Source organism: Brevundimonas sp. MF30-B, assembly GCF_004683885.1.
In the GTDB taxonomy this organism is placed as follows: Bacteria; Pseudomonadota; Alphaproteobacteria; order Caulobacterales; family Caulobacteraceae; genus Brevundimonas.
In genome coordinates this window covers 2,433,110-2,458,936 of record NZ_CP038440.1, presented here as the reverse complement: position 1 = coordinate 2,458,936, position 25,827 = coordinate 2,433,110, and the positions used below count along the sequence as shown (strand labels likewise).

Annotated in this window: 30 protein-coding genes; 21 read left to right on the top strand and 9 right to left on the bottom strand. The window is 67.6% G+C overall.

Features of this window, described 5'->3' with window-relative positions:
* Positions 1-6 precede the first annotated feature (6 nt).
* From E4M01_RS12420 to prfB, 3 genes are all read left to right on the top strand, one after another.
* Complete coding sequence (locus E4M01_RS12420; protein ID WP_135064120.1) at positions 7-2,442, top strand: penicillin-binding protein 1A; 2,436 nt, start codon at positions 7-9, stop codon at positions 2,440-2,442.
* Positions 2,443-2,513: 71 nt separating this feature from the next.
* Complete coding sequence (locus E4M01_RS12415) at positions 2,514-2,822, top strand: GIY-YIG nuclease family protein (protein ID WP_135064334.1); 309 nt, start codon at positions 2,514-2,516, stop codon at positions 2,820-2,822.
* Between the two features lie 123 nt (positions 2,823-2,945).
* Positions 2,946-4,068 (top strand): peptide chain release factor 2 gene (gene prfB / locus E4M01_RS12410; RefSeq protein ID WP_135064117.1). Its coding sequence is split into 2 segments (ribosomal slippage): positions 2,946-3,014 and positions 3,016-4,068, totalling 1,122 coding nucleotides; the frame shifts between segments, so codons are not numbered across the junction.
* Between the two features lie 43 nt (positions 4,069-4,111).
* Here prfB and E4M01_RS12405 read toward each other — a convergent pair.
* The 8 genes from E4M01_RS12405 to E4M01_RS12370 form a co-directional block, all read right to left on the bottom strand.
* Positions 4,112-4,669: a polymer-forming cytoskeletal protein gene (locus tag E4M01_RS12405; protein WP_135064114.1), complete on the bottom strand. Its 558-nt coding sequence runs from the start codon at positions 4,667-4,669 to the stop codon at positions 4,112-4,114.
* A 121-nt stretch (positions 4,670-4,790) separates the two neighbouring features.
* Entirely contained in the window at positions 4,791-5,246 is a 456-nt protein-coding gene (locus tag E4M01_RS12400) for a peroxiredoxin (protein WP_135064111.1), read from the bottom strand.
* 18 nt (positions 5,247-5,264) lie between these two features.
* Positions 5,265-6,518: a tyrosine--tRNA ligase gene (gene tyrS / locus E4M01_RS12395; RefSeq protein ID WP_135064108.1), complete on the bottom strand. Its 1,254-nt coding sequence runs from the start codon at positions 6,516-6,518 to the stop codon at positions 5,265-5,267.
* 32 nt (positions 6,519-6,550) lie between these two features.
* Positions 6,551-7,357: an inositol monophosphatase family protein gene (locus E4M01_RS12390; RefSeq protein ID WP_135064105.1), complete on the bottom strand. Its 807-nt coding sequence runs from the start codon at positions 7,355-7,357 to the stop codon at positions 6,551-6,553.
* 92 nt (positions 7,358-7,449) lie between these two features.
* Positions 7,450-8,016, bottom strand: a complete 567-nt coding sequence (gene efp / locus E4M01_RS12385; protein ID WP_135064102.1) for an elongation factor P — start codon at positions 8,014-8,016, stop codon at positions 7,450-7,452.
* A 112-nt stretch (positions 8,017-8,128) separates the two neighbouring features.
* A complete protein-coding gene (locus tag E4M01_RS12380; RefSeq protein WP_135064099.1) occupies positions 8,129-8,677 on the bottom strand; it encodes a tryptophan-rich sensory protein in 549 nt (182 codons plus the stop codon).
* Between the two features lie 59 nt (positions 8,678-8,736).
* Positions 8,737-9,237 carry a bacterioferritin gene (gene bfr, locus E4M01_RS12375; protein ID WP_135064096.1) on the bottom strand — a complete coding sequence of 167 codons (501 nt, stop codon included), beginning with the start codon at positions 9,235-9,237 and terminating at the stop codon, positions 8,737-8,739.
* Between the two features lie 145 nt (positions 9,238-9,382).
* Complete coding sequence (locus E4M01_RS12370) at positions 9,383-9,568, bottom strand: bacterioferritin-associated ferredoxin (RefSeq protein ID WP_135064093.1); 186 nt, start codon at positions 9,566-9,568, stop codon at positions 9,383-9,385.
* Positions 9,569-9,732: 164 nt separating this feature from the next.
* On the opposite strand from E4M01_RS12370, the gene thiE reads away from it, so the two are divergent.
* From thiE to E4M01_RS12345, 6 genes are all read left to right on the top strand, one after another.
* Positions 9,733-10,389 (top strand): thiamine phosphate synthase, encoded by a 657-nt coding sequence (gene thiE / locus E4M01_RS12365; RefSeq protein WP_135064090.1) that lies wholly within the window; start codon positions 9,733-9,735, stop codon positions 10,387-10,389.
* A gap of 65 nt (positions 10,390-10,454) precedes the next feature.
* Positions 10,455-12,146 carry a sensor histidine kinase gene (locus tag E4M01_RS12360; RefSeq protein WP_135064087.1) on the top strand — a complete coding sequence of 564 codons (1,692 nt, stop codon included), beginning with the start codon at positions 10,455-10,457 and terminating at the stop codon, positions 12,144-12,146.
* A 97-nt stretch (positions 12,147-12,243) separates the two neighbouring features.
* Entirely contained in the window at positions 12,244-13,671 is a 1,428-nt protein-coding gene (locus tag E4M01_RS12355) for a cytochrome ubiquinol oxidase subunit I (protein ID WP_135064083.1), read from the top strand.
* A 1-nt stretch (position 13,672) separates the two neighbouring features.
* A complete protein-coding gene (cydB, locus tag E4M01_RS12350; protein WP_135064080.1) occupies positions 13,673-14,710 on the top strand; it encodes a cytochrome d ubiquinol oxidase subunit II in 1,038 nt (345 codons plus the stop codon).
* On the top strand, positions 14,685-14,849 hold the full coding sequence (locus E4M01_RS14370; RefSeq protein ID WP_167765374.1) for a hypothetical protein: 165 nt from the start codon (positions 14,685-14,687) through the stop codon (positions 14,847-14,849). The genes cydB and E4M01_RS14370 overlap by 26 nt, the downstream gene beginning before the upstream one ends.
* Before the next feature lie 21 nt (positions 14,850-14,870).
* On the top strand, positions 14,871-15,518 hold the full coding sequence (locus E4M01_RS12345; protein WP_135064077.1) for a hypothetical protein: 648 nt from the start codon (positions 14,871-14,873) through the stop codon (positions 15,516-15,518).
* Between the two features lie 3 nt (positions 15,519-15,521).
* Here the strand turns inward: E4M01_RS12345 and E4M01_RS12340 are convergent, their stop codons facing one another.
* Entirely contained in the window at positions 15,522-16,118 is a 597-nt protein-coding gene (locus E4M01_RS12340) for a nitroreductase (RefSeq protein ID WP_135064074.1), read from the bottom strand.
* A 45-nt stretch (positions 16,119-16,163) separates the two neighbouring features.
* On the opposite strand from E4M01_RS12340, the gene E4M01_RS12335 reads away from it, so the two are divergent.
* The 12 genes from E4M01_RS12335 to gmk all read left to right on the top strand — a co-directional run bounded on the left by E4M01_RS12335 (position 16,164) and on the right by gmk (position 25,821).
* Complete coding sequence (locus tag E4M01_RS12335) at positions 16,164-16,835, top strand: NUDIX hydrolase (RefSeq protein ID WP_135064071.1); 672 nt, start codon at positions 16,164-16,166, stop codon at positions 16,833-16,835.
* Entirely contained in the window at positions 16,832-17,665 is an 834-nt protein-coding gene (cysE, locus tag E4M01_RS12330) for a serine O-acetyltransferase (protein ID WP_135064068.1), read from the top strand. Before E4M01_RS12335 ends, cysE begins: the two co-directional genes overlap by 4 nt.
* A gap of 73 nt (positions 17,666-17,738) precedes the next feature.
* Positions 17,739-17,948 carry a DUF3126 family protein gene (locus E4M01_RS12325; protein WP_135064065.1) on the top strand — a complete coding sequence of 70 codons (210 nt, stop codon included), beginning with the start codon at positions 17,739-17,741 and terminating at the stop codon, positions 17,946-17,948.
* Between the two features lie 29 nt (positions 17,949-17,977).
* On the top strand, positions 17,978-19,246 hold the full coding sequence (locus E4M01_RS12320; RefSeq protein ID WP_245158261.1) for an Nramp family divalent metal transporter: 1,269 nt from the start codon (positions 17,978-17,980) through the stop codon (positions 19,244-19,246).
* Between the two features lie 82 nt (positions 19,247-19,328).
* Positions 19,329-20,273 carry an ACP S-malonyltransferase gene (fabD, locus tag E4M01_RS12315; RefSeq protein WP_135064062.1) on the top strand — a complete coding sequence of 315 codons (945 nt, stop codon included), beginning with the start codon at positions 19,329-19,331 and terminating at the stop codon, positions 20,271-20,273.
* Between the two features lie 35 nt (positions 20,274-20,308).
* A complete protein-coding gene (locus tag E4M01_RS12310) occupies positions 20,309-20,566 on the top strand; it encodes a hypothetical protein (RefSeq protein ID WP_135064059.1) in 258 nt (85 codons plus the stop codon).
* A 10-nt stretch (positions 20,567-20,576) separates the two neighbouring features.
* Positions 20,577-21,317, top strand: coding sequence for a 3-oxoacyl-[acyl-carrier-protein] reductase (gene fabG / locus E4M01_RS12305; RefSeq protein WP_135064056.1), 741 nt, complete (start codon positions 20,577-20,579; stop codon positions 21,315-21,317).
* 176 nt (positions 21,318-21,493) lie between these two features.
* Positions 21,494-21,733 (top strand): acyl carrier protein, encoded by a 240-nt coding sequence (locus E4M01_RS12300; protein WP_135064053.1) that lies wholly within the window; start codon positions 21,494-21,496, stop codon positions 21,731-21,733.
* A gap of 108 nt (positions 21,734-21,841) precedes the next feature.
* The gene (fabF, locus tag E4M01_RS12295; protein WP_135064050.1) at positions 21,842-23,122 is read left to right on the top strand and encodes a beta-ketoacyl-ACP synthase II; all 1,281 of its coding nucleotides are present in this window, start codon (positions 21,842-21,844) and stop codon (positions 23,120-23,122) included.
* 80 nt (positions 23,123-23,202) lie between these two features.
* Positions 23,203-24,309, top strand: a complete 1,107-nt coding sequence (gene mltG / locus E4M01_RS12290; protein ID WP_371682900.1) for an endolytic transglycosylase MltG — start codon at positions 23,203-23,205, stop codon at positions 24,307-24,309.
* Positions 24,306-25,190: a YicC/YloC family endoribonuclease gene (locus E4M01_RS12285; protein ID WP_135064044.1), complete on the top strand. Its 885-nt coding sequence runs from the start codon at positions 24,306-24,308 to the stop codon at positions 25,188-25,190. Before mltG ends, E4M01_RS12285 begins: the two co-directional genes overlap by 4 nt.
* Positions 25,180-25,821: a guanylate kinase gene (gene gmk, locus E4M01_RS12280; RefSeq protein WP_135064041.1), complete on the top strand. Its 642-nt coding sequence runs from the start codon at positions 25,180-25,182 to the stop codon at positions 25,819-25,821. Before E4M01_RS12285 ends, gmk begins: the two co-directional genes overlap by 11 nt.
* The last annotated feature ends 6 nt before the right edge of the window (positions 25,822-25,827 follow it).

The window sequence follows — 25,827 nt, the reverse complement described above, 5'->3', positions numbered from 1 at the left end:
GCGGGGATGCGTCGCGCGGAGTCGGTAGTGAAGATAGCGGAACGCTGGTTGGTCATGGCGGGCGTCGGCTTATTGGGCGCGATCGCCCTGGCTGGCGTGATCGTGGCCGTCTATGCGGCCTGGGTCTTCCATGACCTGCCCGACACCTCCGAGCTGGCGGACTATCGTCCGCCGACGGCGACGCGCGTCTATGCCGGCGACGGCACCCTGATCGGCGAGTTCTCCGACGAGCGCCGCATCTATGTCACCTACGACCAGATTCCCGAGACCGTGGTCCATGCCTTCCTGGCGGCCGAGGACAGCAACTTCTTCGGTCACGGCGGGATCGACGTTTCGGGCCTGGGCCGGGCCATGATCAACAATGTCTTCAACCTCGCCTCGGGCCGAAGGCTCGAGGGTGGATCGACCATCAGCCAGCAGGTCGCCAAGAACGTTCTGCTGACCAACGAGACGAGCCTGAACCGCAAACTCAAGGAAGCTATCCTGACCAGCCGTCTGGAGACGGTTCTGAGCAAGGAGCAGATCCTCGAACTGTATCTGAACGAAATTTTCCTAGGCTACCGCTCCTACGGCGTGGCGTCGGCGGCCTTCAACTATTTCGGCAAGTCGCTGAATCAGCTGACCCCGGACGAGGCGGCGTTCCTGGCGGCCCTGCCTAAGGGCCCGAACAACTATCACCCCAAACGCCACCCGGGGGCGGCCAAGGGCCGGCGCGACTGGGTGCTGAACGAGATGGCGGACAATCGCTGGCTGTCGCGCCCCGATCTTGAAACCGCGCTGGCCCGGCCGCTGCAGACCCTGGATGCGCCGCGACGGGCCGCCTACGCCGACGCGGACTTCTTCGTCGAGGAAGCGCGGCGGCGCGCCATCGGCCTTTTCGGCCGGCCGGAGGTCAACGGCGGCGGCTATTACATGCGCACCACGCTGGACCCGGATCTTCAGTCGGCGGCGCGCGACGCCCTGATGCGGGGCCTTGAGAACTACGACCGTCGTCACGGATGGCGCGGACCCTGGGGCAAGACCGAGTTCGAAGACGGCTGGCAGCAGGCCGCGCTTCGCCGCACCGTCCCGGCCGAACGCCGCACCTGGGAGGCCGCCGCCGTCGAAAGCGTGTCGGGCAACACCGTGCGCATCCGCACGGCGCGCACGGACCGTGAAGGGGCCCTGGTCAGCGCGGACGCCGCCTGGGCCAACGCCCGGCGGAGGCTGGAGCGCGGCGACCTGATCTTCGTCGAGCCCTCCGGCGGCCAGTTCGCGTTGAAACAGGTGCCGGCCGTCAACGGCGCCCTGGTGGCCATCGAGCCTCAGACCGGCCGGGTGCTGGCCATGGTCGGCGGCTATTCCTACGCCATCAGCAGTTTCAACCGCGCCACCCAGGCGCGGCGCCAGCCGGGCTCGGCCTACAAGCCCTTCGTCTACGCCACCGCCCTGGAAGGCGATTTCACGCCGGCCTCGATCGTGCTGGACGCGCCGATCAGCTTCCCCGGCGGGCCGGGCGGGCGTCGGTGGACGCCCGAGAACTACAGCCGGCAATACTATGGCCCGCAGACCCTGCGGCGCGGGCTGGAACTGTCGCGCAACGTCATGACCGTGCGCCTGGCGCAGGCGGTGGGCATGGACAAGATCGTGGCTCAGTCCGAGAAAATGGGCCTGCCCGGCCTGACGCCCAATCTGTCGGTGTCGCTTGGAGCGGGGGAGACCACGCCCTACCAGCTGACCGCCGCCTACGCCGCCTTCGTCAACGGCGGCCGCCGGATCGATCCCTATCTGATCGAGCTGGTACAGGACCGGAATGGCGAGACCATCTATCGCGCGGACCGGCGTCAGTGCCGCGACTGCGGGCGCGGCTTCTCGGGCCAGGAGTCGCCGCGTCTGCCGGATCGCGGCGAGCAGGTTCTGGACCCCATCACCGCCTATCAGCTCAGCTCCATGCTGGAAGGCGTGGTTCAGCGCGGCACCGCCGCCAGCGCGCGCGGCCTGGGCCGCTGGGTCGGCGGCAAGACCGGCACGACCAATGAATATCGGTCAGCCTGGTTCGTGGGCTTCACCACGGACATCGTGGTCGGGGTCTTCGTCGGCTACGACGACAACCGCTCGCTGGGCGGGGGCGAGGCCGGGGCCTCGACGGCTGTGCCGATCTTCAACGAGTTCATGCAGACGGCGCTGAAGGAACGGCCCGCGCGGCCGTTCGTGCGGCCCCGCAACGCCGTGTTCAGGACCGTCAACGGCATCGAGGAAGCCTTCCGCCCCGGCACCGAGCGCCAGGCGCCGCCGCCGCGTCCGGCCGAGCCGGTCGGACCGCAGAACTACTACGACGTCATCCGTCGCGAGGCTGAGGCCGCCGGCCAGACGCCGCCGCCCGCCGCCGCCGGACCCCCGCCTCCGGTGACCCCGCCGCCGCCGCGCAAACAGCCGGCCGAGGATCTGACGGGCCTGTACTAAGGGAGTTTGCCGTCATGCTCGGGCTTGACCCGAGCATCCAGCCGCAGTCACGCTCGAACGGCGGAGGCGGCATGGCGCGACTGACGGACGACAGCTTTATCGCGGCCTACATCGTGGCCAGCGGGCGCAACGGAACACTGTACGTCGGGGTCAGCAGCGACCTGCCCGCGCGCGTCGTTCAGCACAAGCAGAAGACATTTAAGGGCTTCACCAGCGCTTACGGTTGCTCGCGCTTGGTCTGGTACGAACGCCACGCGCACATGGTCGAGGCCATTCGTCGCGAACGGGCGATCAAACGATGGCTGCGGGACTGGAAGCTGAAGCTGATCGAAGACCTGAACCCCGAGTGGCGCGATCTGTCCGAGGGTTGGTACGATTGAGGGCCGTGCGGCTGGATCGTCGGGTCGAGCCCGACGATGACGGCATTCGGGGACGAAGCGGTTGAGCGGCGCGCGGTTAGCCTCTATCTCCCGCCGCTCACATGAATGTCGCCGGAGATTGCGATGAGACCGGATGTCGAGGCCATGAAGGCCGACATCGAGCAGAGCGTCGCTCTGCTCAGGAGGCGTCTTTGACTGGGATGTCGCTGTCAGAAAGCTCGATGAGCTGAACGCCCGGGTCGAGGATCCGACCCTGTGGGACAACCCCGACGAAGCCCAGGCCGTCTCGAGAGATCGCTCGCGCCTGGAAGCCCAGATCAATGCCGTCAAGGCGATGGAGCAGGGCCTCGAGGACGGCGTCATGCTGGCCGAAATGGCTGATGAAGAGGGCGACGAGGATGCGCTGGAAGGCGCGCGCGCCGACCTCAAGGCCATCAAGGAACGCGCCGCCCGCGCCGAACTGGAAGCCTTGCTGTCCGGCGAGGCCGACGGCAACGACGCCTATTTGGAAGTGAACTCCGGCGCCGGCGGCACCGAGTCCAACGACTGGGCCGGCATGCTGCTGCGCATGTATTCGCGCTGGGCCAAGGCGCACGGCTACGAGGTCGAGCTGGAGGCGGAGGAGGGCGGCGAACAGGCCGGCATCAAGTCCGCCACCATCCAGGTCAAGGGCCCCAACGCCTACGGCTGGCTGAAGTCGGAGTCCGGGGTGCACCGGCTGGTGCGCATCAGCCCCTATGACGCGGCGGCCAAGCGCCACACCTCCTTCGCCTCGATCGGGGTGTCGCCGGTGGTGGACGACGCCATCGAGATCGACATCAACCCGTCGGACGTGCGCACCGACACCTATCGCGCGTCGGGCGCCGGCGGTCAGCACATCAACAAGACCGACTCGGCGGTGCGTCTGACCCACGTCCCGACCAATACGGTCGTGGCCTGCCAGGCCGGCCGTTCACAGCACCAGAACCGTGAACAGGCCTGGAAGATGCTGCGGGCGCGCCTGTACGAGCTGGAGCTGCAGAAGCGCGAGGCGGCGGCGCAGGCCCTGGCTGACGCCAAGACCGACATCGGCTGGGGCCACCAAATCCGATCTTACGTCCTGCAGCCGTATCAGATGGTCAAGGACCTGCGGACCGAGGTCGAGACCTCGGACACACAAGGGGTTCTGGACGGCGACCTGGATCAGTTCATGGGCGCCGCGCTGGCGGCCCGGGTCGGCGAGACCCGGGGCTCGACCACCGAATAAGATAAGGGGCGGTCCGCGAGGGCCGCCCCTTTGTCTTTGTGGATCAGGCCGCGGACTTGGCGGCGGGCGCCGGCTGGTCCTTGGCGGCGCCGACCATCGGGGCCGGCTTGGCGGCCGCTTCGGGCTTGTAGCGGTCGACGACAGGCTCAGCCGCGGCGTCGCGCTTGGCCTGGGTGCAGCGGCCCTGAAACCAGGCGCCCTGTTCGATGGACAGCTGTTCCTGGGTGATGTCTCCGTCCACGCGGGCCGAGGCGTGCAGCTTGACCTGTTTGGCCACGATCGAGCCCGAGACGCGGCCGCGGATTTCGAGCACGTCGGCCGCGACCGAGCCCTCGACCGAGCCGTTCTCGCCGATGGTGACGCGGGCGACGCGCACGTCGCCCTTCAGCGAGCCGTCGATCTGAAGATCGCCGCCGCCGGAGATGTTGCCCTCGTACTTCACCCCGGCCGAGAGGGTGGACAGATTGCTGGATCGCGCGGCGGACGGCGCGGGCGCCGCGGGACGCGGCGTCGGCGTGTCCGCCCTCTGCGGCTCCGCAGCCGGGGTCGGGGCGGGATCGGGAATGCCGAAGCCGCTATCTTGCTTGGTCTTGTTGAACATGGTCGGTGTCTCCAATGTCCCCCGCCGCCAGGCGCCCTGACGCCCCGGCCGCTGGCCCGCCGTCACTAAGGGCCAGGCGGGCGATCGTGACAAGGCGCCACGTAAGATCGCCGGTCGCCGATCACAGCCCTTTGAGCGCCGCCAGCACCTCGTCGGCGTGGCCCTTGACCTTCACATTGCGCCAGGCGCGGGCGATGCGGCCCTGGGCGTCGATCAGGAAGGTCGCGCGCTCGATCCCCATGTACTTGCGGCCGTAGAGCTGCTTCTCGACCCACACGCCCCAGGCTTCGGTGACCGAACCGTCCTCATCGGAGCCAAGCACGACCTTGAGATCGTGCTTGGCCTTGAACCGATCCAGCTTTTTCACCGGGTCGCGCGACACGCCGATCACGGTGGCGCCTAGCGCGGCGAAGTCATCCATCAGGGCCGAGAAATCCTGCCCCTCGGTGGTGCAGCCCGGCGTGTCGGCCTTGGGGTAGAAATAGACCACGGTCGGCCCGGCGCGATCCGCCAGCACGAACTGCCCGCCGCCGTCGGTCGGCAGGTCGAGGGGCGGGGCTTGGGTTCCAGCATCCATGTCCAGTCTCCGCTCGGATCAGGTGGGTTTGACCCGCACGATCTTCTTCTTGCCGGCGGCTAGTTTGATGGCGCCGTCCTTGAGGTCGGCCTCGGTCAGTAGTCGGGCTCCGTCGGCTACGGGCGTGTCGTTGAGGCGCAGGCCGCCGCCCTGGGCCAGGCGGCGGGCCTCGCCGTTGGAGGCGGTCAGGCCGGCCTTGGTGACGACGGCGGCGATCATGGCGCCATAGACCTCGGTCACGGGCAGTTCGACGGTCGGCAGGTCGGCCGACAGCTGGCCCTTTTCAAAGGTGTTTTCGGCGGCGGCGCGCGCCTTGGCGGCTTCCTCGGGCCCGTGCAGCATTGTGGTCGTGGCGTCGGCCAGCGCCTTCTTGGCGTCGTTGATGGCGGCGCCTTGCAGGGCCTCGTAGCCGGCGATCTCGGCGTCCGACAGGTCGGTGAACAGGCGCATGAAGCGGCCCACGTCGCCGTCCTCGGTGTTGCGCCAGTACTGCCAGTACTCGTACGGCGACAGGGCGTCGGCGTTCAGCCAGACGGCGCCGCCCACGGTCTTGCCCATCTTCTGGCCCGAGGCGGTCGACAGCAGCGGCGTGGTCAGGCCAAACGCGGCCTTGTGGTCCACGCGGCGGGTCAGCTCGACCCCGTTGACGATGTTGCCCCACTGGTCCGACCCGCCCATCTGCAGCGTGCAGCCGTAGCGCCGGTTCAGTTCTAGGAAGTCGGTCGCCTGCATCAGCATGTAGTTGAACTCGAGGAAGGTCAGCGGCTGCTCGCGCTCCAGGCGCAGCTTGACCGAGTCGAAGCTCAGCATGCGGTTGACGGTGAAATGGGTCCCGTAGTCGCGCAGGAACTCCAGATAGCCCAGCTTGGACAGCCACTCGTCGTTGTCCAGCATGACCGCGTCGGTCGGGCCGTCGCCGAAGGTCAGGAACTTCTCGAACACGCCCTTGATGCTCGCGATGTTCTCGGCGATCCGCTCGGGCGTCAGCAGGGGACGCTGGGTGTCCTTGAACGAGGGGTCGCCGACCTTCGTCGTGCCGCCGCCCATCAGAACAATGGGCTTGTGCCCGGCCTGCTGCAGCCGGCGCAGGAGCATGATCTGGATCAGGTGGCCGACGTGCAGCGACGGCGCTGTGGCGTCAAAGCCGATATAGCCCGTCACCACGCCCGACGCCGCCGCCGCATCCAGCTCGGCCGGATGGGTGATCTGATGGATGTAGCCTCGCGCCTGCATGGTGCGGAGGAAATCGGACGTAAAGGCGTTGTCGGTCATGCGGGCTGCGTTATCAGGAAAGCCCGCGGCCGTCAGGCGCCTTGAAGCAGCTTGCGCAGCTGGGGATGCAGTTCAGGATTGGCGGCCAGGACCTGCTTGCCGTTCTTGGGATCGCCGTCGCGGTCTATGGCGGTGACCTGGCCGCCCGCCTCGGTGACGAACAGGATGCCCGCCGCCACGTCCCACGGATTCAGGTTGCGCTCCCAATAGGCGTCGTAGCGGCCGGCCGCGACCCAGGCGAAGTCCAGGGCGGCCGAGCCCAGGCGGCGGATGCCGGCGACGCGTTGGCCGACGGCGTGGATGTCCTTGATCGCCTGGCCATGGCCGGTCTTGCCGATGAAGGGCAGGCCGGTGGCGACCAGGCTTTCCGACAGATCCTTGCGGCCCGCGACGCGGATGCGGCTGTCGTTGAGATAGCAGCCCTTGCCCTTTTCAGCCCAGAACAGCTCATTCATGACCGGATTGTAGGTCACGCCGGCCACGATCTCTGACGAGCCGTCGGGCGCCTTGCGCTCCAGTCCCACCGTGATGGCGAAGTGGGGCATGGCGTGCATGAAGTTGGTCGTGCCGTCGATCGGATCGACGATCCAGGTGTGGGTCTTGTCGGTTCCCTCCACCATGCCGCGCTCTTCGCCGAGGAAGCTGTAGCCGGGACGCGCCTTGCTCAGCAGTTCGAACAGCGTCTGCTCGGCCTTGATGTCGGCGGCGGTGACGAAGTCTCCGGGGCCCTTGCGCGAGACCTGAAGCTGGGAGACCTCGCCGAAGTCGCGCAGCATCGGACGGCCGGTCTTGCGAACGGCGTCCATCATGACTTGAAGCAGGGCGGAGGCGAGGGCCATGGGGATCTCCTGGTCCGCCTGTCCTTCACAAGGCCGAATGGCCCGGACAGGCGGAGAAGTTCAGATGCTCGCCCCGAAGGGCAGGGATTGGGTCAGTCCGCGCGGCGGACGTATTCGCCGGTCGTCGTGTCGACGATGATGCGCTCTCCGGCCGACATGTACGGCGGGATCATGATGCGCACGCCGTTGTTGGCGATGGCGGGCTTGTAGGAGGACGAGGCGGTCTGGCCCTTCACGGTGGGCTCGGTCTCGGCCACTTCCAGGGTGACCTGTTCCGGCAGCGACAGGCCGATCGGACGCTCTTCGTGCATCTCGATTACGACCTTCATGCCTTCCTGCAGATAGGGGATGCGCTCTTCGCCGACCCAGTCCTTTTGCAGTTCGATTTGCTCGTAGGTGCCGTCGTCCATGAAGACGAGGCTGTCGCCGTTGTCGAACAGGTAGGAGAAGTCCTTCTGCTCCAGCGTGACCCGCTCGACCTTGTCTTCGGACCGGAAGCGCTCGTTCAGCTTGTTGCCGGTCTCGAGGTTCTTGGCCTCGACGTTGGCGAAGGCGCCGCCCTTGCCCGGCTTGACGTGGCTGGCTTTGGTCACGACCCAGAGGCCGCCGTTGTGCTGGAGCACCATGCCCGGCTTGATGGTGTTGCCGTTGATCTTCATCGGAGCGGTTCGCTGCTGGATAATTGCGGGAGGGCGCGCCGGCGTCGCGGCGCGCAAATCGGGCGCGATCCCTAGAGGAAGCCGGGCTTCAGGGCAATGGCGGCCGAGCCGATCAATGCAGGGTGTCGGCGGCTTCCTTGTCGGCGCGATTGGCCAGTTTGACCCCGGCGCCCATGGGGGACGCCAGCGAGCCGGCCGTGTCGTCCAGCTTGCGCGCTTCGTGGGCGAAGGCGGCGGCGAGGCCGGCGCTGGTCATGGCGGCAATGATCTGAAGGCCGCGCGACGCGGGACGGACCGCCAGCCAGACGGCGTTCGTGGCCTGGGCGGCCATCCAAAGGCCCATGGCGGCCTTGCGCTCAGGCCGGTTGGGGGCGTTCCAGACGCGCACCGCCGACAGTGTGGTGGCCGAGAAGACCGCAGGCAGGATCAGACTGAGCGGCCCCTTGGGACGCTCCACGACCGGCGCTTCCTTGTCCTTGAGGTTGGACAGAGACCGGGCGCGCGGCTCGATGGTGCGCATGGCCAATAGCGTGGCCGCCAGGGCGAAACCGGCGGTCAGCGCCACCCCCAGGGCGACATGCGACGCGGACCGGCCTTCGCTGTTCAGGAAGTCCACGGCGCGGTCGCGCACCTCGTCCACGGCGGTGTCGAGCGATGTCATGGGCGGTGTCCTTCTACTGCAAGCAGAAGGAGAATGACGGCCGCGCCGTGCGGTTCCGGTCAGTTGCCGGTGGCGCTCTTGTCGGGTTGGATCTCGGTCATCGCCGACTGGAGGTAGTTCTGCGCGCCCAGCAGCTCGATCAGCTTCTGCTGGTTCTCCAGGAAGTCGATGTGCTCTTCCGTGTCGGCCAGAATGCGCATCAGCAGGTCACGGCTGACGTAGTCATGCGCGGCCTCGCACTGGGTCACCGCCTCCTTGGTGGTGGTGCGGCTGTTGTACTCGAGCTGCAGATCAGCCCCCAGGCATTCGATCGGCTCTTCGCCGACCTTGAGCTTGTGCAGGTCCTGCAGGTTGGGCAGGCCGTCCAGGAACAGGATGCGCTTGATGAGCATGTCGGCGTGTTTCATCTCGCCGATCGATTCGTCGTAGATGATCTGGCCGAGATGGCGCAGGCCCCAGCTTTCGAACATGCGGGCGTGCAGGAAGTACTGGTTGACCGCGGTCAGCTCGTTGGTCAGCACCGCGTTCAAGGTGCGAATGATCGCCGGATCGCCCTTCATGGCCCATCTCCTCACCACAAGGCGCGTCGCCGGATGGCGCCGTCACGACCTCGCGTGGCGCTGTTCATAACACCGATTCAGCCGATGTGTTCAGTTGCGAATGTTTTTCACCGCATTGAAAATGCGAGTGATTTTTGCGCGCAGCTTATTCCGCCGCCATCGCGTAAGACTCGGTCGCATCCTGGATCATCCGACGCATGTCGCAGACGCATTTGGCGCACTGGGCCTGGCACTGATGATTGGCGAAGATGTCGCGCGGACGGGTCGCGCCCGCTTCGATCGAGCGGGCCACATCACGCTGGCGAAGGCCGTTGCAATTGCAGATGTACACGGACGATAAACGCTCTTAACCCGACTGATAATCATTCTCTATCGCTGCGATGAGGTGAATGCAAGTCGTTCGCAGCCAAGCGACCACGCGCCGCAGGGCGAAGCCGCGCCGGCGAGAGCCCTGGGCGTATTGACCCGCGCGATTTCCGGCGGCACTGCCCGGACATGGCCAACGCTCTTTCCGCGCCGCCGCGCCCGCCGTGTCGGCTTTACCTGATCACGCCGCCGACGATCGAAGACCTGGATGCCTTTGCGAAAGCTCTTGAGGCGGCGCTCGACGCAGGGGATGTCGCGGCGCTTCAGATCAGGCTCAAGCCGGCTGACCCTGTGGTGGTCCGTGAGGCCGTTTCCCGCCTGGCCCCCATCGCACAGGCCCGCGGGGCGGCCGTGATCCTTAACGACGATCCCGAGATGGCGCGCGCCACAGGCTGCGACGGCGTGCATGTGGGACAGGGCGACATGAGCCTGGCCGAGGCGCGGCGCATCATGGGGGCGGCTGGAATGGTCGGCGTGACCTGTCACGACAGCCGACACCTGGCCATGGAGGCGGCGGAGGGCGGCGCCGACTATGTCGCCTTCGGCGCCTTTTATCCCACCGAGACCAAGACGACGGCCAGCCGTCCCGACCCGGAAATCCTCACCATATGGCAGGAGACGATGGAGGTCCCCTGTGTGGCGATCGGGGGGATTACGGCGGACACCGCCGGGGAGCTTGCACGCGCGGGTGCGGACTTCGTGGCCGTGTCCGGGGCGGTATGGGGTCATGTCGACGGGCCTGCCCAGGCGGTGCGCGCCTTCAACAAGGCTTTGGGGTCCGTCTAGCCTTCAGGGGATGTTAGGAAGCCAGCGGGCAGACTGGCCGGGACCTAGTCCTTCGAGTTCAGTCCATGCCCGTGAGCCGCGCGCTCGATCTGCCGCCTCCGCCGCCGTCGACCGCCGCCCGCCAAAGAGCGCCGGGGCGGGTCGGCGCCGCGCCGGCGCAAGGCGCCCTGGGGCTGGGCCATCCCGCGGTTCTGCTTTTCACCGCCGTGGGCGTGGTGATGCTGGTCGTGTTGTCGCTTCAGTTCAGCCGGTCGGTCGGCGTGGTCGCCGCCCTCTGGGGCGCTAGCGGGCTGGCGATCGGCGTGTGGCTGAGGTCACGCCGCAGCATGGCGTTCGACGTCGCCTTCGGCGCCTTGATGGCGGCGGGCTTCCTGATAGGCAATCTCCTTGCGGGCAACGAGTTCAGCCTCGCGCTGATGTTCACCTTCGCCAACATGCTGGACGTGGTGGTTGCGGTGGGTCTGGCGCGGCGTTTCGCGCCCAGCTTGACCCTGGGCAGCGTCGAGGACACCGGCCGCTTCTTGCTGACGGCTGCCGTGGCCGCTCCGCTGCCGGCGGCCGCCTTCGCCGGGTTGATGCTGAGCTTCATGCACGGGTCGCCCTTCTGGCCGACCTTCCAGACCTGGTGGTTCGGGCACGCCTTGAGCGTGGCCGTGGTCGGAAGCTGCGTTCTGTCGCTGCGTCGCCGCGCTCTGGTGCGCCTGCGGAGCCCGGCGCGCCTCGCGGAAACGACCCTGCTTTTCGGCCTTCTGTTCGCCGCGTGCGGAGCGGTGTTCACCACCTTCGATCTCCCTCTGGGTTTCACCATCCTGCCGATCATCCTGCTTATCGCCGTGAGGGCGCGCATGGTGGGAGTGACCACGGCCCTGGTGGTGGTCGCCATATTCGCGGTCGGCGGCAGCATGGCCGGGCACGGTCCCTACGCCCGCTTCGACGGGCCCGGGCGGGCTCTGATGGCGCAGCTGCTGGTGCTCCTCGGCTATATGCCCATCGTCCTGGTCGCGGCCCTGCTTGAGGAGCGGGATCGCCTGTCCGACCGGGCGAAGGCCGGCCAGGTTCGCGCGGAGCGGTCATCGGCGGCCAAGTCACGCCTCCTCGCCAACGTCGCGCACGAGATCAAGAGCCCTGTCGGGGGAGTCATCGGCATTGGCGATCTGTGGCGCACGGGCCAACTCGGCCCGACTACGCCGACGCAGGTTGAGATGGCCGAAATGCTGGTCAGGACGGCGCGCCAGGTGGAGACCCTGGCCCATGATCTTTTGGACGTAGCCCGGGCCGAGGCCGGAGGCGTCAAGGTCGAGCTGCGGCCGGTCAAGGTCGAGGGCCTGCTGCAGGATGTTCGGCGCGTCGCTCAGCTACGGCCCGAGGCTGAAGGCGTGCGCGTAGAGGTGTCGGTCGACGATCCGGACCTTGTCGCCCTCGCCGATTCTCAGCGGTTGAACCAGGTGATTGGCAATCTGACCTCCAACGCCCTCAAATATGGCGGGTCGGGCGGCGTGGTTCGGCTCATGGCGAGCGCCTCCGGCGAACACATCCGGCTCGCGGTGGTCGATAGGGGTCCCGGCCTTTCGCCGGAGAAGCAGGCCCAGCTGTTCGAGCCGTTCAATCGTCTGGGGCTCGAGAAATCGGCCATCGAGGGCCACGGCGTCGGCCTCGCCCTGGCCAAGAGGCTGACCGAACTGCAAGGCGGGGAGATCGGCGTCCTGTCCGCTCCTGGCGAGGGGGCGACCTTTTGGGTGCTGCTGCCCCGCGCCTGAATTCATCATGCGACGAAATATGACGGCCCAGGCTCTGGACAACCTGCCCGCATGAGCGCATAGCCCCATTATCCTTAGGGTTTTTCCGGGGGCATCCGTGGACTTCGACGCGCTGCTGCTATCGCGGCTTCAGTTCGCCTTCACCGTCTCGTTTCACATCATATTTCCGGCCTTCACGATCGGCCTGGCGGCCTATCTGGCGGTGCTGGAAGGCCTATGGCTGGCCACCAAGCGCGAGGCGTTCAAGACGCTGTATCTGTTCTGGGTGAAGATCTTCGCCCTGAGCTTCGGCATGGGCGTCGTGTCCGGCGTGGTGCTGAGCTACCAGTTCGGCACCAACTGGTCGGAGTTCATCCGCCTGACCGGCGGAGTGATCGGGCCGCTGCTGGCCTACGAGGTTTTGACGGCCTTCTTCCTGGAAGCGTCATTCCTGGGCGTCATGCTGTTCGGCTGGAAGAAGGTGGGACCGCGGCTTCATTTCCTGGCGACGGTGCTGGTCGCGATCGGCACCACCATCTCGGCCTTCTGGATCCTGTCGGCCAACAGCTGGATGCAGACGCCGCAAGGCTACGAGATCATGGCCGACGGCCGGTTCCAGGCGACCGACTGGATGCAGGTGATCTTCAATCCCAGCTTCCCGTCGCGGCTGACCCACATGCTGCTGGCGGCCTTTCTGACCACAGCTCTGGTCGTGGGCGCCGTGTCGGCCTTCCATGTTCTGCGCGATCGCGCCCGCAAGGTGCGCACCGAGGGATGGGGCGAAAGCCGCATCGCTCTGGTGATGGCGGTCGGCATGATCGCGGTGACCGCCCCGTTGCAACTTTTGGCCGGTCACTGGTCTGGAGAGGTGGCGCACAAGCTGCAGCCGTCCAAGACCGCCGCCATCGAGGGCTATTGGATCAGTCAGGCGAACCAGCCCTTGCATCTGTTCGGCATTCCTGACCGCGATGCTCAGAAGAACCACTTTGAGATCTCGATCCCCGGCATCGGCAATCTGGTCCAGAACGTACCCAGAGACGAGGTCATTTTGGGTATGGACGCCTGGCCGCGCGAGGATCAGCCGCCGGTCGCCATCCCCTTCTTCGCCTTCCGCATCATGGTGGGCCTGGGCCTGCTGATGATCGGCCTGGGCGCCTGGGGCGTGGTGCTCATGGTCAGGAAGCGGCTGTTCCAGACCGGATGGTTCCTGAGGTTCTGCGTGCTGATGGGGCCCAGCGGCTTCATCGCCGTTCTGGCCGGATGGATGGTGACCGAGGTCGGGCGTCAGCCTTGGGTGGTCTACGGCGTGCTTCGAACGCGGGACGCCGTCTCACCCGTGATCGCCAGCCAGGTGGCGACCAGCCTTCTGGCCTATGTGATCGTCTATTCCATCGTCTTCACGGCCGGCGCCTTGTTCATTCTGCGGCTGATGATCGAGGGGCCGGTGGCGGACTCACATGAGCCGCAACCCAGGCAGGATCGCGCGCCGGGCACCCCGATGGGCCAGGCGCCCGACAAGGACGACACTCAGGACGGAGGGCGCTGAGATGGACCTGGACCTTCCCCTGATCTGGGCGGGCCTGATCGCGGTCGCGGTTCTGCTCTACGTGCTGCTGGACGGGTTCGACCTGGGCATCGGAATCCTGTTCCCTTTCGCCAGCTCGCCCGGCGAGCGCGATGTGATGATGAACACGGTCGCCCCCGTCTGGGACGGCAACGAGACCTGGCTGGTGCTGGGCGGGGGCGGGCTGCTGGCGGCCTTTCCGCTGGCCTATTCAGTCCTGATGCCGGCCTTCTACCTGCCGGTGCTGCTGATGCTGGCCGGTCTGATCGTGCGCGGGGTGGCGTTCGAGTTCCGCTTTAGGGCGCGGGATCGCGGACGCCGCTTCTGGACGCAGATGTTCGCGGGCGGGTCGATCCTGACGACCTGGGCCCAGGGGCTGATCCTGGGCGGCTTCATCCAGGGCGTGGTCGTGCGCGACGAGCGGTTCGCGGGTGGGCAGTTCGACTGGTTCACGCCCTACACCCTGCTGGTGTCAGTGGGCCTGCTGGCCGGTTACGCCTTGCTTGGCGCGACCTGGCTGATGATGAAGACCAAGGACAATCTGCATGGAGACGCCAAGCGCTGGAGCCTGATCAGCGGTGTGGCCACGGCGGTGCTGCTGGCGGCCGTCAGCCTGGCGACCCTGGTCATCCACCCGCGTGTCGCGGCGCGCTGGGGTGTGGACCTGGGCGGTGATGTCGTCATCGACTGGGCCGTGCTGACACCTCTGCTGGTCGTCCCGCTGCTGGGTCTCGCTGGGCTCGCGATTGTTTTCCTGACCGCGCGCAGAGGATCGCACCGCTGGCCGTTCGTGGGGGCCTTGCTGGTTTTCCTGTCAGGCTATGTCGGCCTGGCGGTCGGGTTTGCGCCCTATGTGGTGCCCTATGCCCTGAGTTTCCGCCAGGCGGCGGCGCCCGACAACGCTCTTGGCCTGATGCTGGTGGGCACGGTGGTCATCCTGCCGATGATCCTGGCTTACACCGCCTGGGTCTACTGGGTGTTCCGCGGCAAGATCGATGAGGACGCCGGCTATCATCATTAGACCCGTACCCCCGCCCGAGCCCGGCGAGCCGACGCCGCCCCTTTGGCGTCGGCTGATGTGGTTCGTCCTGCTGGCCGTGGTGGCGGCCGGTGCGACCGGCGTCGTCGCCTATACGCTCAGGGCCTTGCCGTTCCGCTGAGGACGGAGGATGGTCGCGGCCATGATCGCATCTGTCCTCGTATCGCTTTCCATCCTGACACAGGCCGCTGCGCCGCAGCCGCAGACTCAGCCGCCCGCGGAGCGGCCCGGCTCCGACCTGACCCGGTCGCTGAACAGCGGTCCGCCGTCGAGCGTGCTGGGAACCGTGCCGGCGGCATCCGCGCCCGCGCGCTTTCCCGCTGCTCCGAGCGCCGCCGTCGAACCCGAAGAGACGCCGGAACAGGGCGTGGAGGAGGCAGTCGAGGCCGAGGTCGAAACCGAAGATCGTCCCGCCCCGCCTGCGGCTCACGCCATGGACGCTACGGCCATCGCCGACCTGCCGTTCCGCATCGACGTGCCGCGCGGTTTCAGCCTGACCGCGCAACGCCCGGCGCCGGGCGTCGGCATCTATTCGATCAAGCGCGGCGATCGCACCTTCGTCATGATCTATGCCGGTCCGGCGTCGCAGTTCCCGATCTACAGCGGCGAGGCGCGCACAGCGGCGGGACGGACCTCCATCGTCTCCGCCAACGGCGATGTCCGCACGGCCATGGAGCACCTGTTCCAGCGCCAGACGGCGCCGGCTGAGATCCACGTCTGGCTGTCTAGCCTGGAGGGCGAAGACCTGGCCTTGGCCGAGCGCATCGGCAATTCGGTGGAGCCGAAGTAGCGTCTAGTCCAGGCGCTGGATTTTCGACGCCATGTCAGGCCGAGGCCGCTCGAGCGCGGGCTCGGCCATGGATCCCAGGTGGATGAAGCCGGCGATTCGCTCGCCATCCTTGACCCCGAACAGCGACGCAGCATCGGGGTCATAGCTGTACCAGTCGGTGATCCAACTGGCGGCGTAGCCCAGCGCGCTGGCGGCGTGCTCCAGGTTCATGCAGACGGCGCCAGCCGACAGCTCCTGCTCCCAGGCAGGGATTTTGTCGCTGGCGACCGGGGAGGACACGACCATGACCGTGACGGGCGGAGCGGTCAGCTTGACGAGCACCTTGGCCGCCTTGTCCGGTGCAGGCTGGCGGGCGGCCAGCGGTCTGAGACTCGCGGCGGCCTCGAGGCGGAAGCGCGGGCTCAGGATCACGAACCGCCAGGGAAACAGCTTGCCGTGATCCGGCGTGCGCGCCGCCAGGGTCAGGATTCGATCCAGCTCGGGTTCCGACGGAGCTGGCGCGGTCAGGGCCTGGGCCGGGGCTGAACGGCGGGTCGCCAGCCGCGTTTCCCATTCGAGAGATCGGGCAGGCAGCGGCAGGATGGAAGACAGTTCGGACATGCCGCCTAGCTAGGCGTTCGACGATCCAGGCGCCATATGCCGTGGATGAGCCGAACCGACGCCGAGCCCTCGCCCTTCGATCAGGATCGTCCGGCGCCCCGCTGGCAGACAGACGATCAGCCTGCGCCGTGGACCAGCCGAGGCGGCGAGGTGGTGTTCGAAAACGCTTGGCTGCGCGTCACGCGCGACGACGCTACGGCGCCCACGGGATCGACGGCCGACTATGTGGTGGCGCGGTTCCGCAACCTGGCGGTCGGCGTCCTGCCCCTGCATGACGATGGAACCGTGACCCTGGTCGGCCAGCAGCGGTTTCCTCTAAAGAACTTCGTCTGGGAGATGCCCGAGGGCGGCGCGCCCTTCGACGAGGACCCCTTCGAAGGCGTGAAGCGTGAATTGGCCGAAGAGGCGGGCCTGCAGGCCGACCACTGGCGAGAGGCCGTGCGGCTGGAGTTGTCCAACTCGGTGTCGGACGAGCGCGCCATCGCCTGGGTCGCCTGGGGTCTGACGCCGGCGCTCGGGGCGGCTGACGACACTGAAGACATCCGCGCCGCGCGCGTTCCGTTCGCCGACCTGATCCATGAGATCGAGCGCGGCGCGGTGCGGGACGCCTTTACTGTGGCGACGGCCTATCGCGCGCTGCGCATGGCCCAAACGGGCGCGCTTCCGACGGAACTGGCGCGGAACCTGCTGGCCGGGCTATCATTGGAGCCGTCATGAGCCAGCCGACCCCGCGCCTTGAAGTCGTCGCGCCCGCCTCGGAGGTGTGGTCGCTGCTGCGCGCCTCGGCCGAGGCCGCCGCGCTGGAGGAGCCGCGCCTGGCCAGCCAGGTCAACGCCGTGATCCTGGCCCATGACGACCTGTCCGGTGCACTGAGCTTTCAGATCGCGCGCAAGCTTGGCGATGCCGAACTGGGCGCCATGACACTGCGCGAAGTGTGTCTGGAAGCGTATCGCGCCGACCCCGCCATGGTGTCGGCGGCCGAGGCCGACCTGCAGGCCGTGGCGGAACGCGATCCGGCGATCCGGTCACTGCTGCAACCGTTTCTCTACTTCAAAGGCTTCCAGGCGCTCCAGGCCTGGCGCGTTTCGCACTGGCTGTGGACTCGGGGCCGCGAAACCCTGGCCTTCCATTTCCAGAGCCGGATTTCGGAGCTGTTCCAGTTGGACATTCACCCGGCGGCTCAGATGGGCTCGGGGGTTTTTCTCGATCACGGCACAGGCATCGTCATCGGCGAGACGGCCGTGGTGGGCGACGAGGTGTCGATGCTGCATGGCGTGACGCTGGGCGGGACGGGGGCCGAGCGCGGCGACCGGCATCCGAAAATCGGTCGCGGCGTCCTGCTGGGCGCAGGCGCCAGCGTGCTGGGCAACATCGTGGTGGGCGATTACGCCAAGGTGGCCTCGGGCTCGGTGGTGCTGAAGCCTGTGCCGGCCGGCTGCACCGTGGCTGGCGTGCCCGCACGCCTTGTCAACTGCCCGACCGAAGCCACGCCGGCACGGACCATGGACCATACGCTGGCCGACATCGTCTACGACTTCGTCATCTGAGCCGCAGGCGGGGTTTCATTGCGCCGAGCCCTTCTCTAGGGTCCGCCGCCAACACGAACACCGAGGCCGAGCCGTGAAAGACACCGATCTCAAGAACGTCGAAACCCACCTGAAGCGCACGTTCAACCACGGCGGCATCAAGGTGAAGCCCCGCAAGGTCGCCGACTCGGCCGAGGTCTACGTTGACGATGAGTTCGTCGGCGTCATTTACGAGGACGAGGACGAAGCCGGCTCCTTCATGTTTGAAATGGCGATCCTGTCCGAGGATCTGCCGCAGGGCTGATCGACAGGCGCCGGGCGGGGGACGACGGCTTGAGCGACGAAGCGAAACCGCGCTGGTCCCTGATCGGCCCCGGCATCGTCGTCGCGGCGACCGGCGTGGGGGCGGGCGATCTGGTCGCCACCCTCATCGCCGGCTCACGCTTCGGCTACGCCCTTCTGTGGGCCGCCATCATAGGCACAATCCTTAAGATCGCCCTGGCCGACGCCGTGGGGCGATGGACCCTGGCCAGCGAGCGTACGATCTTCGACGGGTGGTCGTCGCTGGGCCGGGGCCTGCGTGTCGGCCGGCGTGGCGGCGAGCTGAACTGGGCGGGGCTCTATTTCGGGATCTATGTCGTGATCTGGGGCTTCGTGTACGGGGCTGCGGGGATGACCGCCGCCGCCCTGCCGCTGGCGGCTCTGTTCCCGATCCTGGACCTGAAGGCCTGGGCCATGCTGTCGGGCGTGGCGGGGCTGCTGTTCGTCTGGTTCGGTCAGTACGGCCTGTTCGAAAAGGTCATGACCGCCTGCGTGGGGGTGATGTTCGTCACCGTCATGAGCCTGGCCGTGCTGGTCACGCCCGACCTGCCGGCGTTGGCGACGGGCCTGCTGCCGACGCTGCCGCCGGGCGCGGCCTTTTACACCTTGGGTCTGATCGGCGGCGTGGGCGGCACCATCACCATGGCGGCCTATGGCTATTGGCTGAACGCCAAGGGGTGGAAGGGGCCGCGCTGGATGGGCACCATGCGGCTGGACAACCGCGTGGCCTACATCGTCACCGGCGTCTTCGTCGTGGCGATGCTGATCGTCGGCGCCGAGCTGCTGTTCGCGGCCAATATCGCCCTGGCGGGCGGCGACCGCGGCCTGCTGGATCTGGGCGCGGTGCTGGAAGAACGGTTTGGGCGGTCGATCGCCATCCTGTTCCTGGTCGGCTTCTGGGCCACGACGTTTTCGAGCCTTCTGGGGGTCTGGCAGGGCGTCAGCCTGATGTTCGCGGACTTCCTGGCCCATACGCGCGGGCGCAGCGATGACGAGGCCGCGAGGGGCGATCGCAGCCAAGCCTTCCGCGCCTATGCCCTGTGGCTGACCTTCCCGCCGATGCTCCTGCTGTTCATGGATCGGCCGTTCGGCCTGATCGTGGCCTATGGCGTGCTGGGCAGCCTGTTCATGCCCTTCCTGGCCGGGACGCTGATGTGGCTGCTGAACAGTTCGCGCGTGCCTCAGGAATGGCGCAGCGGCTGGGCGTCCAATGGGCTTCTGGCGGCCGCGACGGTGCTGTTCGCCGTCCTGGCGGGGCGCGAGCTGATCAATCTGATCTGACGTCGGGGAAGCGGCGATGCTTGCCGCTGGGCGGGCTTTGGCCTACCCCTCGCGGCCGGAATCAACGGTGACGGACCCCGACATGAGCATCGCCTTCCTGTTCCCCGGCCAGGGCAGCCAGAGCGTCGGCATGGGCTCGTCCCTGGCGGACGCCTTCGCCAGCGCGCGCGAGGTTTTCGCCGAGGTGGACGACGCCCTGGGTCAGAAGCTGTCGCAGCTGATGCGTGAGGGACCGGAAGACCAACTGACCCTGACCGAGAACGCCCAGCCGGCCCTGATGGCCGTCTCCGTGGCGGCGGCGCGGGCGCTGAAAGCCGAGTTCGGGGTCGAGATCGGCAGCGCGGCCTATGTCGCCGGCCACTCTCTGGGCGAGTACTCGGCCCTGGCGGCGGCGGGGTCGATCAGCCTGGCGGACACAGCTCGGCTGCTGAAGACACGCGGCCAGGCGATGCAGAAGGCGGTTCCGGTGGGAAAGGGGGCCATGGCCTCGCTGATCGGACCCAAGACCGACCTGGCCTTGGCCGAAGCGGCCGCGCGTGCGGGTTCGGAAGTCGGCGTCTGCGTGGTCGCCAACGACAACAACAACGGCAACGTCGTCATCTCGGGCGACAAGGCTGCGGTCGACCGCGCTATCGAGAAGGCCAAGGAACTGGGCGCTCGCGCCATTCCGCTGAACGTCTCGGCGCCCTTCCACTGTCCGCTGATGCAGCCGGCCGCCGACCGCATGGCCGACGCCCTGGGTGAGGCGCGCATCGTCGCTCCCACCCCGGCGGTTGTCGCCAATGTCACCGCACGGCCTGAGACGGATCCCGAGGTCATCCGCCGTCTGCTGGTCGAACAGGTCACCGGCCGAGTGCGCTGGCGCGAGAGCATGGAGTGGATGGCCGGTGAGGGGGGCGTGACCCGCTTCGTCGAGATCGGCGCCGGCAAGGTGCTGACCGGCATGGCCAAGCGCATCGCGCCCGACGCCGAGGGCCTGGCCCTGAATACGCCGGAAGACCTGGAAGCCTTCGCGAAATCGCTGTGATTACTCGCAAACAGAGGCGGATCACGCCGGGACGGATGGCGTTTCTGGCCGCCTGTGTTCCGCCCATCGTCTTTGCGGTGATGGGCATGTCCGCCTTCCTGCAGCGCGGCGCGGCGGAGGCCGGCACGGACTGGACCGGCATCGGGCTGGCGGCGGCCATGATCGTCCTTGTGGTGCTCGGGCTGCGGGCTTTCTCCAGAGGAAGCCGCATCTCGGCCGGCATACTGCTGTTCGCCGCCTATGCGCCGCTGGTGCTGGCGCTGTTTCTCATGATCGTCGTTCGTCTCTCCTAGGAGCTCATCCATGTTCGATCTTTCCGGCAAGACCGCCCTCGTCACCGGCGCTACGGGCGGCATCGGCGGGGCGGTGGCGCGGGCGCTGCACGCCCAGGGCGCGACCGTCGTGTTGTCCGGCACGCGCGAGGCCGTTCTGGCCGACCTGGCGGGTCAGTTGGGCGAGCGGGCCTTCGCCGCCGCCGCCAACCTGTCGGACGCCGAGAGCGTGGACGGCCTGGTCGCGCGCGCCGAAGAGGCGGCCGGCGCGCCGCTGGACATCCTGGTGGCCAATGCGGGCATCACCAAGGACGGCCTGCTGATGCGCATGAAGGACGAGGACTTCGAGCAGGTCCTGAAGGTCAATCTGGAGAGCTATTTCCGCCTCAGCCGCGCGGCGGTGAAAGGCATGATGAAGCGCCGGGCGGGCCGCATCATCGGCGTGACCTCCGTGGTCGGCGTCACCGGCAATCCGGGCCAGACCAACTATGCGGCCTCAAAGGCCGGCATGATCGGTTTCTCCAAGTCGCTGGCCCAGGAGGTCGGCAGCCGCGGCATCACGGTCAACTGCATCGCGCCGGGCTTCATCGCCTCGCCCATGACCGACGTGCTGAACGACGCCCAGCGCGAGGCCATCCTGGGCCGCATTCCGGCGGGCCGGTTGGGCGAGGGCGACGAGATCGCCGCCGCCGCCGTCTATCTGGCGTCCAGCGAAGCAGCCTATGTCACGGGGCAGACCTTGCACGTCAATGGCGGCATGGCGATGATCTGAGGCGGCGATCACCAAACGCTACAGGCTATTTCCATGACGCGGCCCTGTGCTAAAGGGCGCGAACGCAACCGGCCGGGCGCCCTGACGTTTCAGGACTTGCCTAACCGGGGCCGTCGTGAGACGGCAGGCGAGACAACACAACGCCGCGACGCGGCGATACAGAAGGCAAGACACTGATGTCCGACACGCTCGAACGCGTCCGCAAGATCGTCATCGACCACCTGGACGCCGATCCGGACAAGGTCACTGAAAAGGCCAGCTTCATCGACGACCTGGGCGCTGACTCGCTCGACAACGTCGAGCTGGTGATGGCCTTCGAAGAAGAGTTCAACATCGAGATCCCCGACGACGCCGCCGAGCACATCCAGACGGTCGGCGACGCTGTGAAGTTCATCGACGAGAAGTCGGCGGGCTGATCGCCACACCCGCAAGGGTTTCGATGGCCGTCGGATGCGCCTAGCGGGCGCGTCCGGCGGCCATTATCGTTTGCAGCTCGTGATTCTTGTGGAGCGAAGGAGCGGGACATGCGCCGCGTCGTCGTAACGGGCCTCGGCCTTTTGACGCCTCTGGGTTGGGGTGTTGATCACAACTGGCAGGCCATCCTGGATGGCCGGTCCGGCATCGGGCCGATCACCAACTTCGACACCGAAGGCTATGCTTGCACCATCGCGGGCGAAATTCCGTCGGTCGACGGCCGGGGCGGCGGGGCCCCCGACCAGCCGGGCGTGTTCGATCCCGACAAAGTCATGTCGCCCAAAGACCGCAAGCGGGTCGATGATTTCATCGTCTACGCCGTCGCCGCCGCCGACGAGGCCTTGGCCGACGCCGGCTGGAAACCGGAGAGCAACGAGGACAAGGAACGCACCGGCGTCATGGTCGGCGCCGGCATTGGCGGCCTTGGCCCCATCGCCGACACCGCCATTGTGCTGAAGGAACAGGGGCCGCGTCGCGTCAGTCCCTTCTTCATCCCCTCGGCGCTGATCAATCTGGCGTCGGGCCAGATTTCGATCCGTCACGGCCTGAAGGGGCCGAACCACTCCGTCGTCACGGCCTGCGCCACGGGCGCCCACGCCATCGGCGACGCGGCGCGGCTGATCGCCTATGGCGACGCCGACGTCATGGTGGCGGGCGGGGCTGAGAGCTCGATCGTGCCGATCGGCATCGCCGGCTTCCTGGCGTGCAAGGCCCTGTGCACCGCCTTCAACGACACGCCCGAAAAGGCCAGCCGACCCTACGACAAGGACCACGCCGGCTTCGTGATGGGCGAGGGCGCCGGCGTCATGGTTCTGGAAGAGTACGAGCATGCCAAGGCGCGCGGGGCCAGGATCTACGCCGAACTGACGGGCTATGGCCTGTCGGGCGACGCCTATCACATCACCGCGCCGTCCGAGGACGGGGAGGGCGGCTATCGGGCCATGCAGATGGCGCTGAAGCGCGCCGGGCTCCAGCCCTCGGACATCGACTACGTCAACGCCCACGGCACCTCGACCATGGCCGACTGGATCGAGGCCAAGGCGATCGAGCGGTTGATGGGCGATCACGCGCCGAACGTGGCGCTGAGCTCGACCAAGTCCATGATCGGCCACCTGCTGGGCGCCGCCGGCGCGGTCGAGGCCGTGTTCTGCGTGCTGGCGCTGCGGGACCAGATCGCGCCGCCGACCATCAACTTGGACGATCCCGAACAGGAAACGGCGCTGAACATGGTCAAGAACAAGGGGCAGCCCATGAAGATCGATGCGGCCATGTCGAACAGCTTCGGATTCGGCGGCACCAACGCCTGCGTCATCTTCCAGAAGGCGAACTGAAGTTGGCCGGCCGCCCGCGCAAGCCCGTCGTTCGAGCCCCCGTCCCGCCGCGGCGGGGTCGTGGACGCAGGGAGGCGCCGGTGGCCTGGCTGACTGCGGCGGGCACGCTGGGCGTGCTGGCGCTAGTGGCCCTGATCGCGGTGCTGTTCCTGTACTTCGGCCCAGGACCTGCGGCGCGCGACGGCGAGCAGACCGTGGTCGCCCTGCCCAGCGGCTCGGGCGTGGCGGCGATCGGGGCGCGGCTGAAACAGTCAGGCGTGATCCGCTCGGCCGATATGTTCCGCGTGGCCGTCAGCCTGACCGGAGCGGACCGCCGCCTGCGGGCCGGCGAGTATGAAGTGCCGTCCCGCGCCTCGCTGGCTACGGTCGTCAGCCTGCTGGTCGACGGCAAGGTGGTGCGCCACTACGTGACCCTGCCCGAAGGCTGGTCCTCGGCTCAGGCCGTCGACATCCTGATGCGCAACGAAGTTCTGACCGGCGAGATCGAAACCCCGCCGGAAGGCAGCCTGTGGCCAGAAACCTATGAGGTCATGCGCGGCGATACGCGCGCCTCGGTGATCGCCCGCATGAAGCGCGCCCGCGACGACCGGCTGGCGGCCCTGTGGGCTGAACGCTCGCCGGACACCATCGTCCGCACGCCCGAAGAGGCCGTGATCCTGGCGTCCGTGGTGGAGAAGGAGACAGCGGTCGCCGCCGAGCGGCCCCGCGTGGCCGGCGTCTTCACCAACCGTCTGCGTCAGGGCATGCGTCTGGAGAGCGATCCGACCATCGTCTACGGCATCACCCAGGGGCGGCCCCTGGGTCGTGGCATCCGCCTGTCGGAGCTGCAGGCGACGACGCCTTGGAACACCTATCGCATCGACGGCCTGCCGCGCACGGCCATCGCCAATCCGGGCGAGGAGGCGCTGAAGGCGGTGCTGAATCCGCTCCGCACGGACGACCTGTTCTTCGTGGCGGACGGCACCGGCGGCCACGCCTTCGCCCGCACCTATCCCGAACATCTGGCCAATGTGGCCCGCTGGCGCGCCATCGAGCGGCAGAAGGCGGGCTTGCCGGCCGATGCGCCGCCGCCTGCGGTCGAGGGCGCCGTGCCCGGCGTGCCGAACGCCTCGGGCGCCGGCGCCGAGGCCGGCTCTCCGCCGCCAGGACAGGCCGTGATCACCGTCAACCCGGCGCCCGCGCGATGAGCGCCATCTCGGGCATGACGGGTTTCGGCCGCGCAGACGGCGCGCTGAGCGACTGGAGCTGGACGGTCGAGGCGCGCTCGGTGAACGGGCGCGGGCTGGAGGTGCGCTTTCGCGGTCCGCCCGGTTTCGACACCCTCGAGCGCACGGCCAAGACCGCCGGTCAGGCCAAGCTGAATCGCGGCCAGGTCACCGTCAACATCCAGGCCAAGCGCGCCGCTTCCGGCGCCGAAGCCCGGGTCAACCGCGAGGTTCTGGACCGCTATCTGGCGCTGGCCGAGGACTTGGCTGAGCGCGGGGCGACACCGCCGTCCGCCGACGGCCTGCTGTCGCTGCGCGGCGTGCTGGAGGTCAGCGAGGACGAGGCCGATGATGTGGAGGGGCGCGCCGCCGTCGAAGCCGCCATGGCCGTCACCCTGGAGCAGGCGCTCGACGCCTTGAAGGCCTCGCGCGATGATGAGGGCGCACGACTGACGCCGGTGGTCACAGGCTTCATCGACGCCATCGAGCGCCTGACCGCCCAGGCCGAGAGCGAGGCCGCCGCCCAGATCGAGGCGATCCGCGAGCGATTCGCCCGCCGCATGGCCGAGATCGCGCCTGACGCGCCGGGTCTGGACGAGCGGATTTTCCTGGAAGCCGCCGCCTTGGCCGCCAAGGCGGACGTGCGCGAAGAGCTGGATCGACTGACCGCTCATCTCGCCTCGGCCCGCGACCTGTTGCGCCAGCCCCCCGCCGGGCGAAAACTCGACTTCCTGATGCAGGAATTCATGAGGGAGGCGAACACCCTCTGCTCGAAATCGGCTACGACCGCGCTCACCGGAATCGGCCTCGAGCTGAAGGCCGTGATCGAACAGTTGCGAGAACAGGTTCAGAATGTCGAATGAGCGCACGCCCCGTCGCGGCGTCCTGCTGATCGTCGCCAGCCCTTCGGGCGCGGGCAAGACCAGCCTTTGCCGGCGCCTGATGGCCGACCACGGCGGGCTGGAGCTGTCGATCTCGATGACAACGCGCGCCATTCGGCCGGGCGAGGTCGCGGGTCGTGACTATCACTTCGTCTCGGACGCCGAGTTTCAGGCCCTGATCGATCAGGACGCCTTCCTGGAATGGGCCGACGTCCACGGTCATCGGTACGGCAGCCCGCGCGCGCCAATCGACAAGGCCCTGGCGGAAGGCCGCGACGTCCTGTTCGACATCGACTGGCAGGGCGCCCGCGACATCGCCGAGAAATGCCCCGAGGACGCCGTGCGTGTCTTCATCCTGCCGCCGAGCCTGGAGGAACTGCGCCGCCGCCTGGTGACGCGCTCGCAGGATGAGGACGAGGTCATCGAGCGCCGTATTCGCAACGCCAAGGGCGAGATCGAGCACTGCGAGATTTTCGACTACGTGTTCGTCAACGACGACTTCGACCGGTCCTACGCCGAACTGGCCCACATCTATCACGCCGAGCGCAGCCGCCTGCATCGCAACCTGTGGGTCGCGGACTATCGTGACGGCCTGCTGGCCGAGGCGGTCTGATCCGGC

Bases quoted from the DNA above. Each gene is read 5' to 3' on its own strand.
- E4M01_RS12420 (WP_135064120.1), top strand. From the start codon at position 7: ATGCGTCGCGCGGAGTCGGTAGTGAAGATAGCGGAACGCTGGTTGGTC.
- E4M01_RS12415 (WP_135064334.1), top strand. From the start codon at position 2,514: ATGGCGCGACTGACGGACGACAGCTTTATCGCGGCCTACATCGTGGCC.
- E4M01_RS12405 (WP_135064114.1), bottom strand. From the start codon at position 4,669: ATGTTCAACAAGACCAAGCAAGATAGCGGCTTCGGCATTCCCGATCCC.
- E4M01_RS12400 (WP_135064111.1), bottom strand. From the start codon at position 5,246: ATGGATGCTGGAACCCAAGCCCCGCCCCTCGACCTGCCGACCGACGGC.
- tyrS (WP_135064108.1), bottom strand. From the start codon at position 6,518: ATGACCGACAACGCCTTTACGTCCGATTTCCTCCGCACCATGCAGGCG.
- E4M01_RS12390 (WP_135064105.1), bottom strand. From the start codon at position 7,357: ATGGCCCTCGCCTCCGCCCTGCTTCAAGTCATGATGGACGCCGTTCGC.
- efp (WP_135064102.1), bottom strand. From the start codon at position 8,016: ATGAAGATCAACGGCAACACCATCAAGCCGGGCATGGTGCTCCAGCAC.
- E4M01_RS12380 (WP_135064099.1), bottom strand. From the start codon at position 8,677: ATGACATCGCTCGACACCGCCGTGGACGAGGTGCGCGACCGCGCCGTG.
- bfr (WP_135064096.1), bottom strand. From the start codon at position 9,237: ATGAAGGGCGATCCGGCGATCATTCGCACCTTGAACGCGGTGCTGACC.
- thiE (WP_135064090.1), top strand. From the start codon at position 9,733: ATGGCCAACGCTCTTTCCGCGCCGCCGCGCCCGCCGTGTCGGCTTTAC.
- E4M01_RS12360 (WP_135064087.1), top strand. From the start codon at position 10,455: ATGCCCGTGAGCCGCGCGCTCGATCTGCCGCCTCCGCCGCCGTCGACC.
- cydB (WP_135064080.1), top strand. From the start codon at position 13,673: ATGGACCTGGACCTTCCCCTGATCTGGGCGGGCCTGATCGCGGTCGCG.
- E4M01_RS14370 (WP_167765374.1), top strand. From the start codon at position 14,685: ATGAGGACGCCGGCTATCATCATTAGACCCGTACCCCCGCCCGAGCCC.
- E4M01_RS12345 (WP_135064077.1), top strand. From the start codon at position 14,871: ATGATCGCATCTGTCCTCGTATCGCTTTCCATCCTGACACAGGCCGCT.
- E4M01_RS12340 (WP_135064074.1), bottom strand. From the start codon at position 16,118: ATGTCCGAACTGTCTTCCATCCTGCCGCTGCCTGCCCGATCTCTCGAA.
- E4M01_RS12335 (WP_135064071.1), top strand. From the start codon at position 16,164: ATGAGCCGAACCGACGCCGAGCCCTCGCCCTTCGATCAGGATCGTCCG.
- cysE (WP_135064068.1), top strand. From the start codon at position 16,832: ATGAGCCAGCCGACCCCGCGCCTTGAAGTCGTCGCGCCCGCCTCGGAG.
- fabD (WP_135064062.1), top strand. From the start codon at position 19,329: ATGAGCATCGCCTTCCTGTTCCCCGGCCAGGGCAGCCAGAGCGTCGGC.
- E4M01_RS12310 (WP_135064059.1), top strand. From the start codon at position 20,309: ATGGCGTTTCTGGCCGCCTGTGTTCCGCCCATCGTCTTTGCGGTGATG.
- fabG (WP_135064056.1), top strand. From the start codon at position 20,577: ATGTTCGATCTTTCCGGCAAGACCGCCCTCGTCACCGGCGCTACGGGC.
- E4M01_RS12300 (WP_135064053.1), top strand. From the start codon at position 21,494: ATGTCCGACACGCTCGAACGCGTCCGCAAGATCGTCATCGACCACCTG.
- fabF (WP_135064050.1), top strand. From the start codon at position 21,842: ATGCGCCGCGTCGTCGTAACGGGCCTCGGCCTTTTGACGCCTCTGGGT.
- E4M01_RS12285 (WP_135064044.1), top strand. From the start codon at position 24,306: ATGAGCGCCATCTCGGGCATGACGGGTTTCGGCCGCGCAGACGGCGCG.
- gmk (WP_135064041.1), top strand. From the start codon at position 25,180: ATGTCGAATGAGCGCACGCCCCGTCGCGGCGTCCTGCTGATCGTCGCC.